At 27.3% G+C, this 21,199-nt stretch carries 20 protein-coding genes and 1 pseudogene; 16 read left to right on the forward strand and 5 right to left on the reverse strand.

Translation table 11 applies throughout. The features are described from left to right. Window positions 1-30 precede the first annotated feature (30 nt). From FVE77_RS00305 to rfbD, 16 genes and pseudogenes are all read left to right on the forward strand, one after another. On the forward strand, window positions 31-792 hold the full coding sequence (locus FVE77_RS00305) for an ABC transporter permease (RefSeq protein ID WP_026745474.1): 762 nt from the start codon (window positions 31-33) through the stop codon (window positions 790-792). A 27-nt stretch (window positions 793-819) separates the two neighbouring features. Further along, entirely contained in the window at window positions 820-1,539 is a 720-nt protein-coding gene (locus FVE77_RS00310) for an ABC transporter ATP-binding protein (protein ID WP_026745473.1), read from the forward strand. 16 nt (window positions 1,540-1,555) lie between these two features. Then, window positions 1,556-2,389: an NAD-dependent epimerase/dehydratase family protein gene (locus FVE77_RS00315; RefSeq protein ID WP_026745472.1), complete on the forward strand. Its 834-nt coding sequence runs from the start codon at window positions 1,556-1,558 to the stop codon at window positions 2,387-2,389. A 4-nt stretch (window positions 2,390-2,393) separates the two neighbouring features. Then, the gene (locus FVE77_RS00320; RefSeq protein WP_026745471.1) at window positions 2,394-4,283 is read left to right on the forward strand and encodes a rhamnan synthesis F family protein; all 1,890 of its coding nucleotides are present in this window, start codon (window positions 2,394-2,396) and stop codon (window positions 4,281-4,283) included. After that, entirely contained in the window at window positions 4,273-5,856 is a 1,584-nt protein-coding gene (locus tag FVE77_RS00325; RefSeq protein WP_026745470.1) for a DUF6056 family protein, read from the forward strand. Before FVE77_RS00320 ends, FVE77_RS00325 begins: the two co-directional genes overlap by 11 nt. 35 nt (window positions 5,857-5,891) lie before the next feature. Continuing rightward, window positions 5,892-6,827 (forward strand): glycosyltransferase family 2 protein, encoded by a 936-nt coding sequence (locus tag FVE77_RS00330; protein ID WP_026745469.1) that lies wholly within the window; start codon window positions 5,892-5,894, stop codon window positions 6,825-6,827. Window positions 6,828-6,839: 12 nt separating this feature from the next. Further along, complete coding sequence (locus tag FVE77_RS00335; RefSeq protein ID WP_026745468.1) at window positions 6,840-7,781, forward strand: aldo/keto reductase; 942 nt, start codon at window positions 6,840-6,842, stop codon at window positions 7,779-7,781. Between the two features lie 9 nt (window positions 7,782-7,790). After that, window positions 7,791-8,582: a sugar phosphate isomerase/epimerase family protein gene (locus FVE77_RS00340; protein ID WP_026745467.1), complete on the forward strand. Its 792-nt coding sequence runs from the start codon at window positions 7,791-7,793 to the stop codon at window positions 8,580-8,582. A gap of 282 nt (window positions 8,583-8,864) precedes the next feature. Next, the gene (locus FVE77_RS13065; protein ID WP_081690277.1) at window positions 8,865-8,999 is read left to right on the forward strand and encodes a hypothetical protein; all 135 of its coding nucleotides are present in this window, start codon (window positions 8,865-8,867) and stop codon (window positions 8,997-8,999) included. Between the two features lie 56 nt (window positions 9,000-9,055). Next, window positions 9,056-9,472 (forward strand): annotated as a pseudogene (locus tag FVE77_RS00350) (transposase family protein); the annotation flags it as partial. A gap of 78 nt (window positions 9,473-9,550) precedes the next feature. Further along, on the forward strand, window positions 9,551-10,672 hold the full coding sequence (locus FVE77_RS00355) for an FAD-dependent oxidoreductase (RefSeq protein WP_026745466.1): 1,122 nt from the start codon (window positions 9,551-9,553) through the stop codon (window positions 10,670-10,672). 16 nt (window positions 10,673-10,688) lie between these two features. Further along, window positions 10,689-11,597 (forward strand): glycosyltransferase family protein, encoded by a 909-nt coding sequence (locus FVE77_RS00360; RefSeq protein WP_026745465.1) that lies wholly within the window; start codon window positions 10,689-10,691, stop codon window positions 11,595-11,597. Between the two features lie 11 nt (window positions 11,598-11,608). Then, window positions 11,609-12,043: a GtrA family protein gene (locus FVE77_RS00365; RefSeq protein ID WP_026745464.1), complete on the forward strand. Its 435-nt coding sequence runs from the start codon at window positions 11,609-11,611 to the stop codon at window positions 12,041-12,043. A gap of 113 nt (window positions 12,044-12,156) precedes the next feature. Continuing rightward, window positions 12,157-13,011, forward strand: coding sequence for a glycosyltransferase (locus tag FVE77_RS00370; RefSeq protein ID WP_026745463.1), 855 nt, complete (start codon window positions 12,157-12,159; stop codon window positions 13,009-13,011). Continuing rightward, window positions 13,001-13,891, forward strand: coding sequence for a glycosyltransferase family 2 protein (locus FVE77_RS00375; RefSeq protein WP_162141757.1), 891 nt, complete (start codon window positions 13,001-13,003; stop codon window positions 13,889-13,891). The genes FVE77_RS00370 and FVE77_RS00375 overlap by 11 nt, the downstream gene beginning before the upstream one ends. Before the next feature lie 158 nt (window positions 13,892-14,049). Then, the gene (rfbD, locus tag FVE77_RS00380) at window positions 14,050-14,931 is read left to right on the forward strand and encodes a dTDP-4-dehydrorhamnose reductase (RefSeq protein ID WP_006805482.1); all 882 of its coding nucleotides are present in this window, start codon (window positions 14,050-14,052) and stop codon (window positions 14,929-14,931) included. Window positions 14,932-14,996: 65 nt separating this feature from the next. Here rfbD and FVE77_RS00385 read toward each other — a convergent pair whose 3' ends face one another. The 5 genes from FVE77_RS00385 to FVE77_RS00405 form a co-directional block, all read right to left on the reverse strand. Further along, window positions 14,997-15,701: a biotin--[acetyl-CoA-carboxylase] ligase gene (locus FVE77_RS00385; RefSeq protein WP_026745462.1), complete on the reverse strand. Its 705-nt coding sequence runs from the start codon at window positions 15,699-15,701 to the stop codon at window positions 14,997-14,999. A gap of 51 nt (window positions 15,702-15,752) precedes the next feature. Next, window positions 15,753-18,257 carry a DegV family protein gene (locus FVE77_RS00390; RefSeq protein ID WP_026745461.1) on the reverse strand — a complete coding sequence of 835 codons (2,505 nt, stop codon included), beginning with the start codon at window positions 18,255-18,257 and terminating at the stop codon, window positions 15,753-15,755. 102 nt (window positions 18,258-18,359) lie between these two features. Continuing rightward, entirely contained in the window at window positions 18,360-18,854 is a 495-nt protein-coding gene (locus tag FVE77_RS00395) for a KdsC family phosphatase (protein WP_026745460.1), read from the reverse strand. Between the two features lie 274 nt (window positions 18,855-19,128). Next, complete coding sequence (lysS, locus tag FVE77_RS00400) at window positions 19,129-20,613, reverse strand: lysine--tRNA ligase (RefSeq protein ID WP_026745459.1); 1,485 nt, start codon at window positions 20,611-20,613, stop codon at window positions 19,129-19,131. 200 nt (window positions 20,614-20,813) lie between these two features. Then, entirely contained in the window at window positions 20,814-21,185 is a 372-nt protein-coding gene (locus FVE77_RS00405; protein WP_026745458.1) for a DUF1934 family protein, read from the reverse strand. Window positions 21,186-21,199 lie beyond the last annotated feature (14 nt).

Consider the following 21,199-nt stretch of genomic DNA (forward strand, 5'->3'; position numbering starts at 1 on the left):
TAAATCATAGAAAGTGAAAGTGAGAAGTTAATGGAGTTATTTAAATATAAAGATCTTATAAAAGAATTAGTTGTTAGGGACATAAAAGTAAAATATAAAAAATCAGTTTTGGGGATATTATGGAGTATTTTAAATCCCCTTTTAATGATGATAGTTCTATCGATTGTTTTTTCGGAAATTTTTAAATCTTCAACTAAAAATTTCCCTCTGTATCTCATTACTGGGCAGGTAATTTTTAATTTTTTTTCAGAATCTACTAATATGTCTATGATGTCAATACTTGGAAATGGAGGTCTTATAAAAAAGGTTTATCTGCCTAAGTATATTTTTCCACTTTCTAAAACCTTATTTGGATTAGTAAATTTAATTTTTTCTTTAATCGCGGTATTTATAGTTATTTTGTTTACAAAACAGAAAATAGGAATATCAAGTTTTTTTATTCCTTTATTATTTATATACGTTACCATATTTAGTTTAGGGATAGGATTCATCCTTTCAAGTACGGCAGTATTTTTTAGGGATATACTTCATCTGTATAGTATTCTATTAATAGTCTGGAACTATCTGACACCAGTTTTTTATCCTTTGGAAATAGTGCCTTATAAATATAGAAATTTTATTTCTCTGAATCCTATGACTTATTATGTAGAGTATTTTAGAAAAATTTTGCTGTATAATGAAATTCCAGATTTAAATTTAAATTTTATATGTTTTTTTGTTTCAATAATATCTCTTGTAATTGGAATATTGGTATTTAGAAAAAATCAAAATAAATTTATTTTGTTTATATAGCACACACAATAAAAGCGAGGTATATGAATGATTGAATTAAAAAATGTTAGTTTAAAATACAATATGAGTAAAGAAAAAGTACTTTCTTTTAAGGAATACATCATAAAATTTATAAAAAATGAATTACATTATGAGGAGTTCTGGGCATTAAAAAATATAACTATGAAAATAGAAAAAGGTGAAGTTGTAGGTTTAGTAGGCTTTAATGGAGCAGGAAAAAGTACTCTTTTAAAAATTATTTCTCAAATAATAGAACCTACAACAGGAACAGTGAAAGTCAATGGGAAAATATCACCGCTCATAGAGTTGGGAACAGGGTTTGACTTTGATTTGACAGCTAGAGAAAACATATATCTTAACGGTTATATATTAGGATATAGTAAAAAATTTATTAATAAAAGTTTTGAAGAAATAGTTGATTTTGCAGAACTTAGTGAATTTATTGATGTTCCATTAAAGAATTTTTCTTCTGGAATGGTAGCAAGATTGGGATTTGCAATATCTACGATTGTAAAACCTGATATTTTGATAGTAGACGAAATTTTATCGGTTGGAGATTTTAAATTTCAAGAAAAAAGTTTAAATAAAATAAAATCCATGATGAAAGATGGGGTAACAGTACTTATGGTGTCCCACTCATTAGATCAGATAGAGAAAATGTGTAACAGGGTAGTTTGGCTTGAAAATGGAAGTATTAAAAAAATAGGCTTAACAAAAGAAATATGCAGTGAATATAAAAACAGTTGAATTTATAGGAGGAGAGATGAAGATACTGGTAACAGGAGCTAATGGTTATATTGGAAAAAATGTTGTAAAGTGGCTATTAGATAACAAAAATGATGTTCTAGCAACAGATATTAATTTAGATAAAGTTGATGAAAGAGCTGAAAAACTAGTTGTTAATTTATTTGAAAATATAGACGAGCATTTAGAAAAGTTTAAAGACATTGATGCGTGCATTCATTTAGCTTGGAGAAATGGATTTGTTCACAATTCGATAACACATCTTCAGGATATATCAAAACATTATGAATTTTTAGAAAAAATAAGTAAAATTGGAATAAAAAACATAAATGTTATAGGAACAATGCATGAAATAGGATATTGGGAAGGAGAAATAAATGAAGATACTCCAACGAATCCTATTTCTTTTTATGGAATAGCAAAAAATACATTGAGACAATCACTAAAAATTTTAGAAAAATCAGAAAATATCGAATTAAAATGGTTAAGAGTTTATTATATTCAAGGAGATGACAGAAATAATAACTCAATTTTTTCAAAAATTCTTCAAAAAGAAGAAGAGGGGGCAGAGAAGTTTCCTTTTACTACAGGGATAAATAAATATGATTTCATCAATGTATTCAAATTAGCAGAGATGATTTCAAAAGCTTCCTTACAAACTGAAATAAAAGGAATTATAAACTGTTGCTCAGGTAAGGCAATTAGTTTGAAAGATAAAGTTGAAAGTTTTTTATTGGAAAATAATTTGAAAATAAAATTAGAGTATGGAGTTTTTCCTGACAGGGAATATGATTCTCCTGCATTATGGGGAAATAATGAAAAAATAAAAGAAATAATAAATAAGGGAGAATAGGTAAATGAAAAGAGTTGCAATATATTTTTTCTATGATAAGGACGGGGTGGTTGACAGATATGTAAATTATTTTTTAGAAGACTTTAAACAAAATCTAGACAGACTGATAGTTGTATGTAATGGTAAATTAACGCCAGAAGGAAGAGAAGAATTTTCTAAATATACTAATGAGATAATTGTAAGAGAAAATAAGGGATTTGATGTTTGGGCATATAAAGAAGGTATAGAATACATCGGCTGGGATAATTTAAAAAATTATGATGAATTAATTATGTTAAATATGACTATTATGGGACCTATTTACTCATTTAAGGAAATGTTTGATGAAATGGACAGCAGAAAAGAGCTTGACTTTTGGGGAATAACGAAATTTCATAAATTTCCAGTTGATCCATGGGGATTGATAAAATACGGATATATTCCAGAGCATATACAGTCACATTTCATAGCAGTAAGAAATCCAATGCTTACAAGTTATGAATTTAAACAGCATTGGGAAAAAATGAGAATGATAAATACATATTTTGAAAGTGTTTCCTATCATGAGTCTATTTTTACAAAAAAATTTAATGATAAAGGATTCAAATCAGATAGCTATATAAATAGTGATGATTTAAAAGATTTTACAGATCATCCAATAATAGATTACCCTAAAAAAATAATAGAGGAAAAAAGATGTCCTATTTTTAAAAGAAGATCCTTTTTTAATCCTTATGATGATTTTTTAACACGTAGTATGGGGAGATCTTCTCTGGAACTATTCAAATATATTGAAGAGAATACAAGTTATGATGTAAATCTTATATGGGATAATATACTAAGAGTTGAAAACATGTATGATATAAAAAATACTTTACACCTTAACTATAATCTTCCATCAAATTACAGCTTACTAAAAGATAACGATTCAAAAAAAATAGGATTATTCTTTCATATTTATTTTGAAGATTTAATTGAAGAATGTTTTAATTATGCTTCAAATATGCCTGAATACGTTGATATTTTTATAACGACAGATAAAGAAAGTAAAAAAATAAAAATAGAAAATAAATTTTCAGAACTAAAAAATAAAGTAGATATTAAAATAATAGAAAACAGGGGAAGAGATGTGAGTGCTTTTCTAGTTCCAAATAGAGAAGAGATTTTAAAATATGATATAGCATGTTTTGCTCATGATAAAAAAACAAAGCAACTTCACCCTGAATTAAAAGGTGAAGAATTTAAATATAAATGTCTTGAAAATATACTGGGCAATAAAAATTTTGTTAATAACATAATAAATTTATTTGTTGAAAACCCTAGGTTAGGATTACTATCTCCACCAGCCCCTAACCATGCAGAATTTTATGGAAACCTTGGAAGGGAATGGGGAGAAAACTACGATATAACAGTAGAATTTTTAAAAGATTTAAAGATTGAAATAAATGTCGACAAGGGTAAAGCTCCGATTGCACCTTATGGAACAATGTTTTGGTTCAGACCAAAAGCAATGAAAAAATTACTAGAAAAAACTTGGAAATACGAAGATTTTCCTAAGGAACCAAATAAAATAGACGGAACACTGCTTCATGCAATAGAAAGAGCATATCCTTTTGTTGTTCAGGAAGCTGGATTTTATTCAGCGAATGTTTTAAATGAAGACTTTACAAGAGTAGAAATGACAAATCTAGGTTTTATGCTTTCATCATTAAATAAGATGTTGTATTCAAATAAATTATTTCAACATTATGGAATGCAATATTTTTTATTAGATTTTATGAAGAAAACATTGGGAGGAAAGCTAAGATTCCGTAATCTTTTAAAAATGTTTATTATTTCTAAAATGCCAGAAGGAATGAGAAATTTTTTAATAAAAATTAGAAATAAATTTAGAAGGAGAAAAAATGAAAATTAAAAGAAAAATCGGACTATTTTATATATTTGTTTTTTATGTTATATTCATTATGACACTAAATTATCCTAATCATCCAGATGAATATATGTATTCATATATTTTTGGAACAGATATAAGAATATCTTATCCAATCCAATTATTTATCTCTTTAAAAAAAATGTATTTTGAATGGTCTGGTAGAGTTATCTCAAATTTTTTACAACAATTTTTTATATTTATAGGAAAAGATAGTTTTGTTATATTAAATTCTTTTGTTTTTATCTTAATTTTATTTTTTAGTTCTAAACTTATATTAAAAATTTTAAAAATAGATAATAAATTTACAGAATTTAACGTTTTAAAAACACATGTATTAGTTTTATTTGGAATTTGGTTTTATATTCCTGCATTTTCACAAGATTTTATTTGGATGGTAGGAAGTACTAATTACGCTTGGCCACTACTTTTGAGTATTCTTTTATTATATTATTTTATTGAAAATACAAATGAAAAAAAATTGAATTGGAAATATATTTTACTGTTGCTTGTGGTTGCTATTTCAAATGAAAGTAGCGTTGTATTTACAGGTATTTTTATGTTTCTAGAAATAGTTTTAGAAAAGTTAAAATATAATAAATGCTCTCAGTATAAAATAAAATCTATCGTATATTTTTTTATATTTTCGTTAATACAAATATTAGCTCCCGGAAATATGTCGAGAATAAAAAATGAAAGTGTTGAATTTTTTCCTAAAAATACAATATTTGAAAAATTTCTTTATATAGTTAATTTAAACGAAATTAGAATATTAATGATTTTAATAGTACTTTTAATTTTATTAATTTTTGCTTTTAGATTAAAAAAAATTAAAATTCCAATATCATTATTAATTACTTCTATTCTAAATTTAATAGTTTTTATTTTTATCTTACCTAGAAATGAAAATAGAGCTCTTTTATATCCTATTTTTGGATTAATATTATTTTTAACAATTTTAATGTATCAAATTTTAAATGAAATTAGATACAAATATCAAATAATAATTATATTAATAATAAGCTCATTTTTATTAATTTCTGTAATTAAAATATTAAATTACTATAGTGTAGAAATAAAATACTTAGAATCTATAAGAAAAACACAATTAGATTATTATAAATCTAAAGAAGAAAAAGAAATAGTTTTAGAAAAATATAGTAGTAAAATAAATAATATTTCTTATCGATATCAGGCTTTTGATTTTTTAGAAACTTCTCCAGAGTCATTTGCAAATTTAAAGATAGGGAAATATTTTGGGTTTGATAAATTATATGCAGTAGAAAGTGGTAAAAAATTATTAGTTGTAAATTTTGCACCTGAGAGTGACATTAAAACATTGAGATTTGATATGTATGGTATTGAATATTCCGCTTTGTATAATTTTGATAAAAAAAATTTAAAAAATAATTCTTTATTTTTAGAAATTCCCAAAGATGTTAATAGAATAGATATACAAGGAAATAATTTTATAATAAAAAATATAAAAATTTTGAAAATTTTAGAAGGAAAAGAATTTGAAAGCAATGAAAATATAAGAACTATAGAAATCAGATAAAGATAGACTGTAAAGTAAAAGTTATGGAGAATGAAATGAAAAAATTAACAATAATTGCACCAATGTTTAATGAAGAAAGTTTAGTTTCAAAATATTGTGAACAGGTTCTTAAAGATTTAAAGTCATTAGAAAAAAAATACAGTATAGAGATTTTAATGATAAATGATGGATCTAAAGATAGTACTTGGAAACAAATGAATAAAATGTATAAAAAATATTATCCTAAAATAAGTTTGATTAATTTATCAAGGAATTTTGGATTAGAAGGAGCTATAAATGCGGGGTTAGAGAAGGCAAAAGGAAATATTGTGATAGCCATGGATGCAGATTTACAAGATCCACCTTCAGTAATATTGGAATTAGTAAAAAAATACGAAGAAGGTTATGATGTTGTTATAGCAAAAAGAAAAAAAAGGAAAAGTGATACATTTTTTAAAAGATTTTCAGCAAATTTATATTATAAAATTTCAGATAAGTTATCTGGAAAATTAAAATTAGAAAGAAATGCTGCTAATTTTAGATTACTTTCTAGAAAAGTAGTTAATGAATTGAATAAATTAGAAGAAAAAAATAAAGTATTTAGAGTAGCAGTTCCATTTATAGGAATGAAAACAGCGATAGTAGAGTATGATAGAGACCAAAGATTTTCAGGAAAAACAAAATATAATTTATTTAGTATGACAAGATATGCACTAGATGGTATTACAAGTATTTCTATAGAACCATTAAGAAAGATTTTTACAATTTCTATATTTTCATCAATAGCAACAATATTATTATTAATTTTATCAATAATAAATTATAATCAAAAATTATATATCTTAGGATTTATAATAGGATTTTTTTCAACTATGATACTAGTAAGTTTAACAATAATTGGTGAGTATGTAGGACAAATAATGGTAGAAAGTAAAAGAAGGCCAATTTCAATTATAGAAGATTATAAAACACCAAATAATATTGAAAAATAGAAGGAGGATATTATGAAATATGTAAGAGTAGGGAAATCAGGATTAAAAATTACAGAAATAACATTTGGAACAGCTTTAACAGTAGGTACAGAATTTGATGAGGAGAAAAGAGTATCAGATTTAATTGATACTGCTTGGAATTTGGGAATACGATCATACGATACTTCAAATAATTATGGAGAAGCAGAGAGTTTGTTAGGGAGAGCATTAAAAAAATATAAGAGAGAAGAATACGTAGTATCAACAAAGGGTTCTTGGCCTATAGGAGAAACCCCTTTTCATAGAGGGCTTTCACGAAAACATATTTTATGGGCAATAGAAGAATCATTAAAAAAATTAGAATTAGATTATGTTGATTTATATTATGCACACAGATATGATCCAGAAGTTTCAATGGAAGAAATTATAAGAACATTTAATTATCTTATAAACACAGGGAAAATAAGATATTGGGCAACATCTGAATGGCCATTAGAAGCATTAAAAGAGTGTCATAAAGTATGTGATAAATTGAAATTAGAAAAACCAATTTTAGAACAAAGTATATATTCTTATGCAATAACCAAGATTGAAAAAAATGGAGTAAAAGATTTTTGTGATAAAAATGGAGTTGGTTTGTTAGGTTTTTCACCATTAGCTCAAGGATTATTGACAGGAAAATACAGAAAAGAAATTCCAAAAGATTCTAGAATTGCAAAAAGTAAAAAAATAAATTATTCTAAAACATTAGATATTTATAATCAAAATAAAAAAAGAATAGACAAGTATTTAGATGTTTGTGAAAAATACAAAGTAAAGGCTCATTATGTTGCTCTTCAATGGGTATTAAGAAAAAATATTTTCCCTGTTATGGGAGCAAGTAAACCAGAACAATTGATCGATAATATAAATGCACTAACAGTAGAAATACCAGAAAAATTATGGGAAGAATTAGAAAATATAAATGAAGAATAGAGGTAATTTATGAAATTATCAATTTCAAATATAGCTTGGGATACATCAAATGATGTTAAAATTTATGATTTAATTAAAAAATATGGATTTGAAGGATTAGAAATAGCTCCAACCAAAATTATGGGAAAAAATCCATATGGAAAATTAAAAGAAATTAAAGAATGGAAAGAAAAAATAAAAAAAAGATATAATTTAAGAATTTCATCAATTCAATCAATTTGGTTTGGAAGAACAGAAAATTTATTTGATTCAAAAGAAGAAGAAAATATATTAATTGATTATACAAAAAAAGCTATTGATTTTGCAAATGTAATAGAATGTAAAAACTTAGTATTTGGTTCTCCTAAAAATAGAAATGTAAATAATGGTAAAAATAGTGAAAATCAAATAGAGATTTTTGAAACGTTGGGAGAATATGCTTATAAAAAAAATACAGTAATAGGAATGGAAGCAAATCCAAAAATATATAATACAAATTATATTAATGATACAAAATCGGCATTAAAGTTAGTAAAAAAAATAAATTCAAAAGGATTCCTATTAAATTTAGATTTAGGAACTGTGATTTTGAATAATGAGAATTTATTAGAAATTTTACAAGGTAATATAAATTATATAAATCACGTTCATATTAGTGAACCATGGCTAAAAATTATAGAAAAAAGAGAAATGCATAAAATATTAAGAAATATACTATTAGAAGAAAATTATGAAGGATTTGTTTCTATTGAAATGGCAAAAATTGATGAAATAAAAAAAATTGAAGAGGTAGTCAAATATGTTAAAAAAATTTTTGGATAATTTCATAAGATAATAGACCTGTTCGATAACCTTGTATAAAGACTAATATCAGGGTATAATAATACTGGTGATGAAAATGATAAATAATGTTGAAAGAATAAAAAAACTTAAAGAAGAAAACTATCAGAAAATTTTTGGCATTAAAAAAAATACCTTTGACAAAATGCTGAAACTTTTGAATGAAGCATACAGAATTGAACATTTAAGAGGCGGACATCCGCCAAAGCTGTCTGTTCTTGACAGACTGGTAATTTGCTTTCATACTATCGTGACTATAGAACTATGGAAAATATTGCCTTTGAATATGGTGTTGCAAAAAGTACCGTCTGTGAGTGCGTTAAATGGGTTGAAAACATCTTGATAAAAAGTGGGGAGTTTTCTTTGCCCAAAAAAAAGGGAACTTGTCAGGGACACTGAGATAGAAGTCGTGCTGGTTGATGCTACAGAAAGCTTCTTAAAAAAAACAGCGGAAATATTACTCGGGAAAAAAGAAAAAGCACACGATAAAGGCTCAGATAGTGGCAGACGAAAAGGATTTAAGGATACTCAACGTCTCGTTTTCTCACGGGAGCGTTCATGACTTCAGGCTGTTCTGCAAAAGCCGTGTGCATTTTTCAAAAGATGTCCTTTTAATTGCCGACAAGGGATACATAGACATGGATAAGATACACGGCAACAGCCTGGTACCTAAAAAATCGACAAAAAAGCATAAATTGACTAAGGAGGACAGGAAATACAATTCAATTATTTCAAGGCGTAGAATTTACATAGAGCATGTGAACAGGCATATCAAGAGATTTAGGATAGTGTCTACACGTTATAGAAACAAGAGAAGAAAATTTGCCCTGAGATTTTCGTTAATTTGTGCAATTTATAATTTTGAACTATAAGTTATTGAACAGGTCTAATAAAATAATAAAAATTTAAGGAGAAGAATTCAAATAAATTTTATATTTGAAAAATTAGATATGAAAAAATATGACAAAATAATAATAGGAGCAGGAATATATGGAATGTATGCTGCCAAACGAAGTTTAGAAAAAAATCCTAATGAAAAAGTATTAATACTAGAAGTAGAAAAAGAACCGTTTAATAGGGGATCTTATATAAACCAAGCAAGACTTCACAATGGTTATCATTATCCAAGATCTTTTTCTACGGCATCAAAATCTGCAAAATATTTCAATAGATTCTATAATGATTTTAAAAAGGGAATCAATGATAAATTTGAAAAAATTTATGCAGTAGCCTCTGATTATAGTTGGGCTAACGGAGAACAATTTCAAAAATTTTGTGATAATTTAAATGTAAGATGTGATGAAATTTCTAAAGGGAAATTTTTTAATGAAAATACTATTGATAGAGCATTTCTGACACAGGAATATTCATTTGATGCTAAGATAATTGGAAAAATATTATATGAAGAATTAGTAAAATTAGGATGTGATTTTGGATTTGAAATGAAGATAGTGGAAATAAAGAAAGAAGGGAAAGAATATGTATTTAAAACTTCAAATGGTAAGACATATTCAACACCGTTTGTTTTAAATGCGACTTATGCGGGAATTAACATAATTCATAATCTACTGGGATTCGAATACTTGCCGATAAAATATGAATTTTGTGAAGTAATATTGTGTGAAGTTTCTGATAATATAAAAAATATTGGATTGACTGTTATGGATGGTCCTTTTTTTTCATTGATGCCATTTGGTTTAACAGGTTATCATTCTATAACAACTGTTTCAAAAACACCACATTTTACAAATTATGAAAATTTACCACCATATGACTGTTGTGGAGATGTAGAAAAGCAAAAACATCCTGAACATTCAAAAGGTTGTATTCACTGTGGAATTTTTCCTGAAACTGCATTTGAAGAAATGGCTCAAATTGCTAAAAAGTATTTGAATGAGGATATTGAGATAAAATATGTCAAATCATTGTATACTATAAAACCTATTTTAGTTGCTTCTGAAATTGATGATTCAAGACCAACGATTATAAAACAATATTCTCAAAGTCCAGATTTTTATACAGTATTTTCTGGAAAAATAAATACAATGTATGATTTGGATGAAATATTATAATAGTATGGAGGAAAAAATGATAAAAAATTTGGAACAAAATTATGTGTCAGTTGTTTTAGTCATAAATGATGATGATAGCCAAGCGGAAAAAAAGATAAAGGAAATAAAAAAAGTTTTAGATAATAATTTTAAGAGCAGTGAAATTGTAATAGTAGATAATACAACTAAAGTAGATTCTTTAGAGTCATTAAAATTTTTGGATTTTAAACATACAGAAATTAAGTTACCTATAAAACATAGAACACAACAGGCTTTAAATGCAGGAACTGCAATAGCAATAGGAGATTATATTATTGAAATAGAAGATATTTCTTTTGATATGGACTACAATAAAATAATTGAAATGTATAGAAAAAGTCAAGAAGGATATGACTTTGTATTTTTAACACCAAAAAAATCAAGAAGATCTTCAAAAATATTTTATAATATTTTAAATAAATATTTTAAAAATTCATTTAATGAAGATATTAATTCATCTGTTATGACTTTATCGTCAAGAAGAGGACAAAATAAAGTGGCAGAAATTGGGAAAAAAATTATAAATAGAAATGTTGCATATGTTCTTTCAGGATTAAAAAGTTTTTCAATTGAAGTAAATCTAGATTATAAAAATAAAAGAAGCTTTTCAGAGAATTTAATGTTAATGTTCGATACATTAATTTATTACACCGATGCAATTATGTTATTTACTCAAAGATTAGCTTTTGGATTTTTTGTATTATTTGGATTAGGAGTTATTTACAGTATAATTACAAAAATTGTAAAAGAAACAGTGGAAGGCTGGGCTTCATTATTCATAATATTGAGTTTAGGATTCTTTGGGATATTCTTTATTTTAAGTATTATAATAAGATATCTACATCATATTTTACAAAATTCACTAAATACAAAAGATTATATTTATAGATCTGTAAATAAAAAATAAGTTGGTAAAATATGAATCTAATAAAAAAATTAGCAAATAAAGAAACTGTTTTATATCTTGTTTTCGGAGTATTAGCGACGTTTTTAAATATAGTGTTGTTTTATTTATTTATAAATGTCTGGAAAATGTCAACAGGATTAGGGAATCTATTAGATACTATTATTTGTATCCTATTCCAATATTTCACTAATAGAATATGGGTTTTTGAAAGTAAAAATAATGGAAAAGAAGCTATAAAAGAATTTATGCAATTTATATTAGCAAGAGGAGTGACTGCAATTATTGATCAGATATTTGTTGTAGTTGGGGTAGATTCTTTTGTAGCAAAACATATTACTCTCTCTCAACAGAAAATCTTTAGCATAGGAATTAAAATCTTATCTAATATTATAGTAATTGTGTTAAATTATGTTTTTTCTAAGATGTTTGTTTTTAAAAAAAAATAAAAATTATTATACATTTATAAAAGTTTATAAATAAATTTCGCTTTTAATATAATAATTTAAGCATAGAATCTTAATTAAATAAAGAAGTATTATACGATAAGAAAAGAGAAAATATGGATAATAAAAGAATACCTGCAACTGTAATCTGGTATAATCCAGACAACGAAAATATTAAAAATATAAGAACATATATTGATTATGTGGAAAAATTATACATAATTGATAATTCTAAAGAAAATAACAAAAAGCTAGCTGATAGCTTAAACAGTTTAAAAACGGAGTATGTTTGCAACAATGGAAATTTAGGAATTGCAAAAGCTTTGAATTTGGCTTGTGAAAAGGCGGCTAGTGAGGATTTTGAATGGATACTGACAATGGATCAGGACAGTTCGTTTGATTCTGATAGTATAAATGCCTATTTTAGAGCTTTTGAGAAAATGACAAAAAATAATGTTGGCATTATTTCTCCTAGGCATATTTTAAAAAACGATATAGATAAATTTAGTGATGTTAAGGAATCTGCTGAGGTTGATCATGTGATGACCTCAGGGAATTTATTAAATTTAAAAATATGGGAAGAAATTGGAAGGTTTGATGAAAATCTTTTTATTGATGAGGTTGACAGTGAAATATGTTTTAGAATAATAGAAAATGGCTATAAGGTTATCCAGCTAAATAAAATAAGAATGTTTCATGAACTGGGAAACCTTGAGAAAAAAAACTTTTTTACAAGAAAAATTTCTGTTTTAAACCATAATCATATAAGAAAATATTATATTATGAGAAATAAATTTTACATGTTAAAAAAATATAAAAAATACAGATCAAGATATATTTATTATATTTTGAATGATTTTTTTAAAGTTATTTTTTATGAAAAAGATAAGTTGAGAAAATTGAAATATATGTTTAAGGGGATTGCTGATTTCATGAAGAGTAAAATGGGTGAACTGGATGATGGAAAATAAAAAAATTGATATTCTTATGGCAACCTACAATGGCGAGAAATATTTAGCCGAACAGCTTGATTCAATCATTAACCAGACATATCATAATTGGAATTTACTGATACGTGATGATAATTCTACAGACAGAACATTGGAAATTATACAAGATTATCAGAAAAAGGACAATAGAATAAAACTTTTAAAGGATAATAAGGGAAATCTTGGAATAGTGAAGAATTTTGAAGAACTGTTAAAAAATTCGGAATCTGAATTTATAATGTTTTCCGATCAGGATGATATCTGGATTGAAAACAAGCTGGATGCATACTTAAAAACAGCAGAAAAAATTAAAACCAAAGGATTTCTGCTTCATTCTGACGCTGTTTTGTTTAATAAAAATAAATCAGATGCTTCAATCCGGACTTTTATTTCTAAAAAAGCAGAAAAAAAAGGATTAGAAAATACATTCTTCAATTATTTTGTACAAGGAGCCACAATTTTAATTTCAAAAGAAATAAAAAATTTTATTCTGCCTTTTCCTAAAGAGGCGTATTTGCATGACAGATATATTCATCTTATATCAGAATTATTTTTTGAGAGAGTGTTTATTAATCAACCTCTAATTTATTACAGACAGCATGATAATAACCAGATCGGAGCTAAAAACTCGCTAAAAAAACTTCTTTCAAAAAGATATTTTGATAATAGGGATTATACCATGATAAAGGCAATATTTCTTAAGAATGAAGAATTGTTGACAGATGATAAAAAAAGACTAATTGAAGAATATTTTGAAATAACAGATGTCAAAAAGAATAGATTTAAGAGATTTCTAGACTTAAAGAAATCTAAAATAGATATGCCATTAAAAAAACAGCTTTCTTTTTTAATAAAAGGATGAATAAAGGCTGGACTTATTCCGGTCATTTTTGTATAATATAGTTAAATCCCTTTAATATTAAATTGACAAATCTGGAAAAAGAAAATTGTGACTTTTGGTTTTGTCTTTAAATAGATTTTATATATTTAGAGGAATTTATTACAAGAAGGGAGGGCAACTTGAATAAGCATTCTCAAAATAATAAATTAAAAATACTTTTAACAGGCTCAGATGGTCAATTAGGTCATGATTTCCAAAAACTGTTTGACAATTTAAATATAAATTACGTTGCAACTGACCATAAAGAATTAAATGTAAGTAATGATAATGAGTTGGAAAATTTTTTTGAAAAAAATAATGATTTTACACACGTAATAAATTGTGCTGCATATAATGATGTGGACAAGGCAGAAATAAATAATAACGCTTTTTTATTAAATCAAAGAGCTCCCCAGAAATTAGCAGAATTTTCTAAACAGATGAACGCAGTTTTTGTAACTTATTCTACAGATTTTGTATTTGATGGAAAAAAGGCTGCTCCTTATATTGAAGAAGATGTTCCGAATCCACTTTCTAGATATGCGATTTCAAAGCATGAAGGGGAAAAAGCTGTTTTAGCTGCTTGGCACAAGTCTTTTGCAATAAGGACTTCGTGGCTTTTTGGAATAAACGGAGAGAATTTTAACACACAGGTCATCAACTGGAGCAAGACTCGTGATAAATTAAGTATTGTTGATGATCAGATTTCAGCACCTACTTATTCAAAGGATTTGGCGGAATTTTCATGGAAGCTTATACAGACGGAAAAATACGGATTGTATCATATTACAAATAGTGGGATTGCCAGCAAGTATGAACAGGCAAAATATGTGCTTGAAAAAATAGGTTGGAAGGGGATTCTTGAAACTGCAAAAACAAAAGATTTCAATCTTCCGGCTAAAAGACCTTATTTTTCAAAATTATCTTCTGAAAAGGTTGAAAAGCTGCTGGGAAAAAAGATTCCAGATTGGAAAAACGGGATTGACAGGTATCTTGAAGAAATGGGGATAATAAAAAAATAATGATAAAAAAGGAATATTCTTCTATAATTCGGGAAGAGATATTCCTTTTGTCGTTTTTATAAATTTTATACAACTTTAAACTCTAAAGAAGTAAATTTCACTTCATCACTATCGCCTTTACCAATCAATGAAATTTGACCTCTTCTATCTACGCGTAAGAATCTGTATTCTTTTTCCAAAAATTTGCCATTTCGTTTTATTAATATTTTTTTATCTTTTAAGTAGCTATTTTCATTTACAATTTGTAAAATATTTTCCCAATTTTTGTTTAAACTGTGAAATTGATTCTCAAAATTTGACACGACTTCTTCTATAATTTGCTGTACTGGATGAATTTTTCCAGTAATTTCCACAAGGGAAATGGCTTTTTCCTGAAACATTCCAAAATCAGTATTGTTAATATTTATTCCAATTCCTACAATTATGTGATCTCTTACTTTTTCACATAAAATTCCACACATTTTTTTATTTTCATAATAAATATCGTTTGGCCATTTGAAAGTTAGTTTATCTTGGTTACTTACATAGTTTTTTAATACTTCGTAGACGATATAGCCTGCAAAAATCGTTATTTTTTCATCCAGTTCGATGTTGTCTCTGACGGCAAAGGAAAACAGTGCGGCTCCTTCGTTTGAAATCCATACACTATCCCTTTTGCCCTTTCCATCTGTTTGCTTTTTTGCAACTATAACTTCAAATTCTTCTACTTGCAGTTGCCTTCTTAAATATGTATTTGTCGAATTTATTTCATCAAAAAATTTAAATTTCAAAGGTATACCTCTTTCTGTTTTATTACTTTAAAATTTTAATTTATTAATACGTTAACTCAATCTTGGGAATATGAAAACTCCGTAAACAGGTCCTGCGTGAGCACCAATTACTGCTCCAATTTCTCTGTTTAATATTAATGAGTTTATTTTCGGATTATTTTCTACTTCTGAATGAATTCTCACTACATTTTCAAGCTCTGTCGGAGTCCCGCCCCAACCAGTCATAAGAACGATGCTCTGTTTCTTGCTTTCACGTTCAATGTATTTTTCGATGTATTTTTGTGCATTACGTTCACCTAGAACTTTTTTCTCAACTGTAACTTCTCCTTGGTTTACAGTTAAAATAGGTTTCATATTTAATGCTCCTGCTATTGTTGAACTTGCTTTTCCGATTCTTCCGCCTTTTTCAAGATATTTCAAGTCTGGAATAATCATAAGAAGTTTTCCTTTTGTTCTAAAATTGTTTACCCAGTTGATAATCTCTGTAAAGCTTTCTCCTCTTAATGATTTTCCAGCGGCTCCTAAGGCAAGGAATCCTTGCAGCAATGAAGCTCCCATGCTATCAATTAATTCAATGTCATTTTCCCTGTTTGTCAAACTTCGTCCAACTTTTGCGGCTTGTATCGTTCCACTTAATTTTGAAGATGGATGAATTGAAATTATCTTTTTATAGCCTTTTTCAAATAGTTTATTGTAGGCATTTAAAAAGTCTTGCGGTGATGGCTGAGATGTCTTTATTGCTGCGTCATTGTCAAGCATTTCATGCCAAAATTCAGGTTTTGTAATTTCTATTCCGTCTCTATAAAGTTCTCCATTTATATCAATTTTCAAAGGCACAATTTTTATTGGCAGCCCTTCAATATCGTCGTAGGTCAAATCTGATACAGAGTCTGTCAAAATAGCTATTTCAGGCATATTTGGATCTTTATTTTCAATATACAGGTAATAATAGTAATTTTCCTGATTTCCATCAATAATTGAAGTTTTTATTCCAGATAATTTTTCTTCAATATTTTTTTGTGAATTTTCATCTTTTTCATTTCCACTTACTATAATGGCTGTTATTGTATTTTTAGTTACTAAATCAGATAATATAGCATCTGTAATATCTTTTAACGATTTTTTTGCATATTTTATTTTTCCATTTACAAGTCCTATAAAGTCATTTTTTGCTATTGTCAGTTCATCTACTTTTGTATCTCTTACAGCTTTAGTAATTTCCACAGAATAGTTTCTTGCAGCGGCTTCTTTTACTTCGTCAATGTCATTTTCCTTGTGTTTTAAGAAATAATACCCGTCAAGCATTGTTTTAGTATCCAGAACCATTACTGTTTTTTGAGATTTTTCAGCGGCCATTTTAGCTGTTGTAATAACATTTTTGTTGTTTGGCAAGACATAAACATTTTCTTTTTCAGCTTTATCAATTGCATTTAATATTTCCTGAACACTTGGATTTTTACTCTGTCCTCCAAGAATAACCACATCGGCACCGATTTTCAAAAATTCATCTTTCAAGTTTTCAGAATCAGCAAGAATTACAAACGCAGATTTTGTTTTATCAATTTTTGAATTTACAAAGATTTTAGCTTCATCCCGTTCACTGAAGATTTGCAGATTATCATGCTGCAATCTCATATTTTCTATCTTCATTTTTTCAAGAGGACCATATTCAAGTGCTATTTCCATTGCTTTTCCAGGATGGTTGGTATGAATATGAGTCTTGAACTTTTTGGAAGTTTGTGCAAATACGGCAGAATCACCCAGTTCAAGTACACGTTTTTTATATTCTTCTGTGTCAAAGTCTCCATTTAGAATAATGTATTCTGTACAGTATTGGAAATGAATGCTTTCAGGATCGTGATCAATATTTGCGATTGTTTTGTCAAATTCATTTTCCTTTACTTGAGCCTTTTGTAATTCAACTAATAAATTTAACTCCGTTGTAACTTTATAGAATCCTTCAAAAAAGAAAAACAGCCCTTTTCCACCAGCGTCAACTACTCCAGCTTCTTTTAGTTTTGGCAGTAATTCAGGCGTTTCTTCCACAGCCTGCTCTCCAGCTTTAACGATTTCTCTTAAAAATTCCACTAAATCTTCAAATTTATCCGCACATTCTGCAGCTTTTTCAGAAATCTTTCTGATAACTGTCAAAATTGTTCCTTCTATCGGTTCGCTTACAGCGCTGTAAGCAGTTTCCTTGGCACTTGAAAGAGCTTCGGCAACATCTTTTGGAAGTAATTTAACTTTATCTCCAATACCTTTTAAAAACCCTGTAATTACTTGCGATAAAATTGTGCCAGAATTTCCTCTAGCTCCCATTAATACAGCTTCTTCAACTACTTCTACAAGTTGTGGCATTTTTATTTTATCATCTGTTTTTTCTTCCAGATCATTTATCATCGAATTTAATGTCATAGACATATTGCTTCCAGTATCTCCATCAGGTACTGGGTAAACATTTAATTCATTTAATAAGTCTTCGTGTTTTGTAACCCACTTTCCACCACCAATGAAGACTAATTTTAGCCTCTTGGCGTCCAAATATTTTATTGCCATTATTTCCTCCTAAAAATAATTTTTATCTTAAAATCTGTTTTTTAACTTGTTTTTCGAATACTTCTTTAAGCATTCAGATAAATCATTTTTTTAAAGTTTTTATTATTTTACATTTATTAGAAATTTTTGAAATAATTTATCTTTTTTCAAAATAGTTTCAATAAATTCCCGCACTGCTCCTTCTCCACCATTTTTTGTGGAAACGAAGTCTGCTATTATTTTTGCTTCATTTACTCCATCTAGTGGAGTTCCAGAAAATCCTACTTTTTTCATAATTTTTATATCATTTAAATCGTCACCCATATAGGCAATTTCTTCTTTTTGAAGTCCTGTGATTTGCATTATTTCATCTAAAATAACAGTTTTTTCTGAAATGTCCTGATACAGGTATTTTATTTTAAGCCTTTCGGCACGTTTGCTTACCAGTTCAGATTTTGCGCCTGTAATAATTCCAAATTCAATGCCTAATTTTTGTGCATTTACAATGGCATAGCCGTCCTTTACGTTGAATTTCTTTAATTCTTCGCCACTATTCCCAAGGTAGATACCGCCATCAGTAAGTGTTCCATCTACATCCAGTAAAATTAATTTTATCATTTTCTCTCCATTTTTTATATACAGCTTGCTATTATTATACCACAAGATATGCTTATTGTTCAAATTTATTTTTTTAAATAAATTGATTATTTTTTTAACAAGGCTGTCAAATTAATTACTATGGAATTTTATTTCTGTTTTTTCAATGGAGTTTAGTATAAAAGTAATTAATCCTTTTGTATAGCTGTATAAAAAAAGACTCTAAGTTTTCATAAACCTAGAGTTTTTATATTTTTTAAATTTGTTGATATTATACAATCTATGTTATGTTAAATTATAATTCGATATCTTCTTTTCTTAAAGTTGGGAATAAAATAACGTCCCTTATTGAAGCAGAATTTGTCTGCAGCATAACTAATCTGTCAATTCCTATTCCAAGTCCTCCTGCTGGCGGCATTCCATATTCTAAGGCACGGATATAGTCTAAATCCATTCCTTGCGCTTCATCATCTCCAGCTTCTTTTAATTTCACTTGTTCTTCAAATCTTTCCTTCTGATCTCTAGGATCATTCAATTCTGAATAAGCATTTGCAAATTCTCTTCCTGAAATAAATAACTCAAATCTGTCTACCCATTCAGTTTCACCTTTCTGATTTTTTGAAAGTGGAGAAATTTCTTTTGGATATTCAGTAATAAAAGTCGGATTTAATAAAGTTCCCTCGACTTTTTCTTCAAATATCAAGTTTAAAATTCCATATTTTGTATAAGTTCTGTCCTTTTCTAGTGGAATATTCATTTCTTTCGCTTTATTTATAGCATCTTCATCACTGCTAACTGTGTCAAAATCAAATCCAGTTGTTTCTTTTACAATTCCCTTCATTGTAACACGTCTCCAAGGCTTTGCCATATTAATAGTCTTATCTTCATATTCAATCTCATATTTACCATGAAGCTCAAATGTTAAGCTTGAAATCAAATCTTCTGTCAAGTCCATCATATCATTAAAATCAGCATAAGCCTGATATAGTTCCATCATTGTAAATTCTGGATTATGTTTTATTGAAATTCCTTCATTTCTAAAACTTCTGTTTATTTCAAACACTTTTTCAAATCCACCTACAAGCAGTCTTTTTAAGTATAATTCAGGTGCTATTCTCAAGAACAGCTCCATATCAAGTGCATTATGATGTGTTACAAATGGTCTTGCTGTAGCTCCTCCAGCAACTGGGTGCATCATTGGAGTTTCCACTTCTGTAAATCCTTGTTTTTCAAGATAGCTTCTAAAAAATCTTATAATTTGAAATCTTTTTTTCATAGTATCCATAACTTCTCTGTTCATTACAAGATCTACATATCTTTGTCTGTAACGAGTTTCGATGTTAGTTAACCCATGAAATTTTTCTGGAAGCGGACGTACATTTTTAGATAATACCTCAAAAGAATCTACTCTTAAAGTCAATTCTCCAGTATTAGTTCTAAAAAGTTTCCCTTCTAGACCAATAAAGTCTCCAAGTCCCATTTTTTTATAAATTTCGTACTGTTCTTCTCCAACTTCATCTTTTTTTACATAATACTGAATTTTCCCAGTTGGATCCTGAATTTGTCCAAATCCATTTTTTCCCATTCTTCTAAAGGCAACGATTCTTCCCGCTGTTTTAAATACTTTGTCACAAGTTTCATCATATCGATTTATTTCTGCAATATCATTTAATTTTTCATATTTTCGTCCATACGGCTCAATGCCTATTTCTTTTAGTTCTTCTACTTTTTTTAATTTTTCTTTTATAATACCATTATCATTGTGGTTTTGATTTCTCATTCATTTTTCCTTTCTGCTTTTTTATTATGAAATAAATGTATTTATATCTTTATCTTTCTACTATTTAGATTTAAAAAATAAAATCTAAATAATAGATTTGATTCCCCAAAAATCAAAATATTTCTAATTTAAAGTAATATTTTTATAAGAAAGTTTTGTGTAGATTGGGGATGTAAGGGCATGGCGATTGATGCTCCTGCTTAAATATCTATAAATTGTACTTCTAAATTTATACTGTTTATTATTTCATTGCTATGTATTATATCATATTCCAGCATTATTTTTCCATTTTCTTTTTCAAATTTTTTTGTAAAAATCTCATATTTTCCATGAAATTGCTTTGTAATATAGGTAAATAAAGTATTTTTATTATTTTTAAATATTTGCTTGGAATTGATTTGCCCATAGCGAAAAATCTCTATAAAATCACCTTTATCAATAATTTTACAGTTTCCATATTCGTCTTTATAATGATATTCTTTTTTTTCTTCAAGATTTATCATATTTTCCAGTTCAAATAATTTTTCATAATTTTGTTCAAAGCTATCTGAACTTTTAATTTTTATTTTCATTTCATTCCTTTAGT

This window comes from Leptotrichia hofstadii, assembly GCF_007990525.1.
GTDB classification, from domain to species: Bacteria; Fusobacteriota; Fusobacteriia; order Fusobacteriales; family Leptotrichiaceae; genus Leptotrichia; species Leptotrichia hofstadii.

Excerpts from the sequence above, each read along its gene's own strand:
- FVE77_RS13065 (WP_081690277.1), top strand. The coding sequence starts at position 8,865 with ATGGAAAATATTGCCTTTGAATATGGTGTTGCAAAAAGTACCGTCTGT.
- FVE77_RS00360 (WP_026745465.1), top strand. The coding sequence starts at position 10,689 with ATGATAAAAAATTTGGAACAAAATTATGTGTCAGTTGTTTTAGTCATA.
- FVE77_RS00320 (WP_026745471.1), top strand. The coding sequence starts at position 2,394 with ATGAAAAGAGTTGCAATATATTTTTTCTATGATAAGGACGGGGTGGTT.
- FVE77_RS00310 (WP_026745473.1), top strand. The coding sequence starts at position 820 with ATGATTGAATTAAAAAATGTTAGTTTAAAATACAATATGAGTAAAGAA.
- FVE77_RS00335 (WP_026745468.1), top strand. The coding sequence starts at position 6,840 with ATGAAATATGTAAGAGTAGGGAAATCAGGATTAAAAATTACAGAAATA.
- FVE77_RS00370 (WP_026745463.1), top strand. The coding sequence starts at position 12,157 with ATGGATAATAAAAGAATACCTGCAACTGTAATCTGGTATAATCCAGAC.
- FVE77_RS00330 (WP_026745469.1), top strand. The coding sequence starts at position 5,892 with ATGAAAAAATTAACAATAATTGCACCAATGTTTAATGAAGAAAGTTTA.
- FVE77_RS00325 (WP_026745470.1), top strand. The coding sequence starts at position 4,273 with ATGAAAATTAAAAGAAAAATCGGACTATTTTATATATTTGTTTTTTAT.
- FVE77_RS00305 (WP_026745474.1), top strand. The coding sequence starts at position 31 with ATGGAGTTATTTAAATATAAAGATCTTATAAAAGAATTAGTTGTTAGG.
- FVE77_RS00390 (WP_026745461.1), bottom strand. The coding sequence starts at position 18,257 with ATGGCAATAAAATATTTGGACGCCAAGAGGCTAAAATTAGTCTTCATT.
- FVE77_RS00340 (WP_026745467.1), top strand. The coding sequence starts at position 7,791 with ATGAAATTATCAATTTCAAATATAGCTTGGGATACATCAAATGATGTT.
- FVE77_RS00405 (WP_026745458.1), bottom strand. The coding sequence starts at position 21,185 with ATGAAAATAAAAATTAAAAGTTCAGATAGCTTTGAACAAAATTATGAA.
- lysS (WP_026745459.1), bottom strand. The coding sequence starts at position 20,613 with ATGAGAAATCAAAACCACAATGATAATGGTATTATAAAAGAAAAATTA.
- FVE77_RS00365 (WP_026745464.1), top strand. The coding sequence starts at position 11,609 with ATGAATCTAATAAAAAAATTAGCAAATAAAGAAACTGTTTTATATCTT.
- FVE77_RS00355 (WP_026745466.1), top strand. The coding sequence starts at position 9,551 with ATGAAAAAATATGACAAAATAATAATAGGAGCAGGAATATATGGAATG.
- FVE77_RS00315 (WP_026745472.1), top strand. The coding sequence starts at position 1,556 with ATGAAGATACTGGTAACAGGAGCTAATGGTTATATTGGAAAAAATGTT.
- FVE77_RS00395 (WP_026745460.1), bottom strand. The coding sequence starts at position 18,854 with ATGATAAAATTAATTTTACTGGATGTAGATGGAACACTTACTGATGGC.
- FVE77_RS00375 (WP_162141757.1), top strand. The coding sequence starts at position 13,001 with ATGGAAAATAAAAAAATTGATATTCTTATGGCAACCTACAATGGCGAG.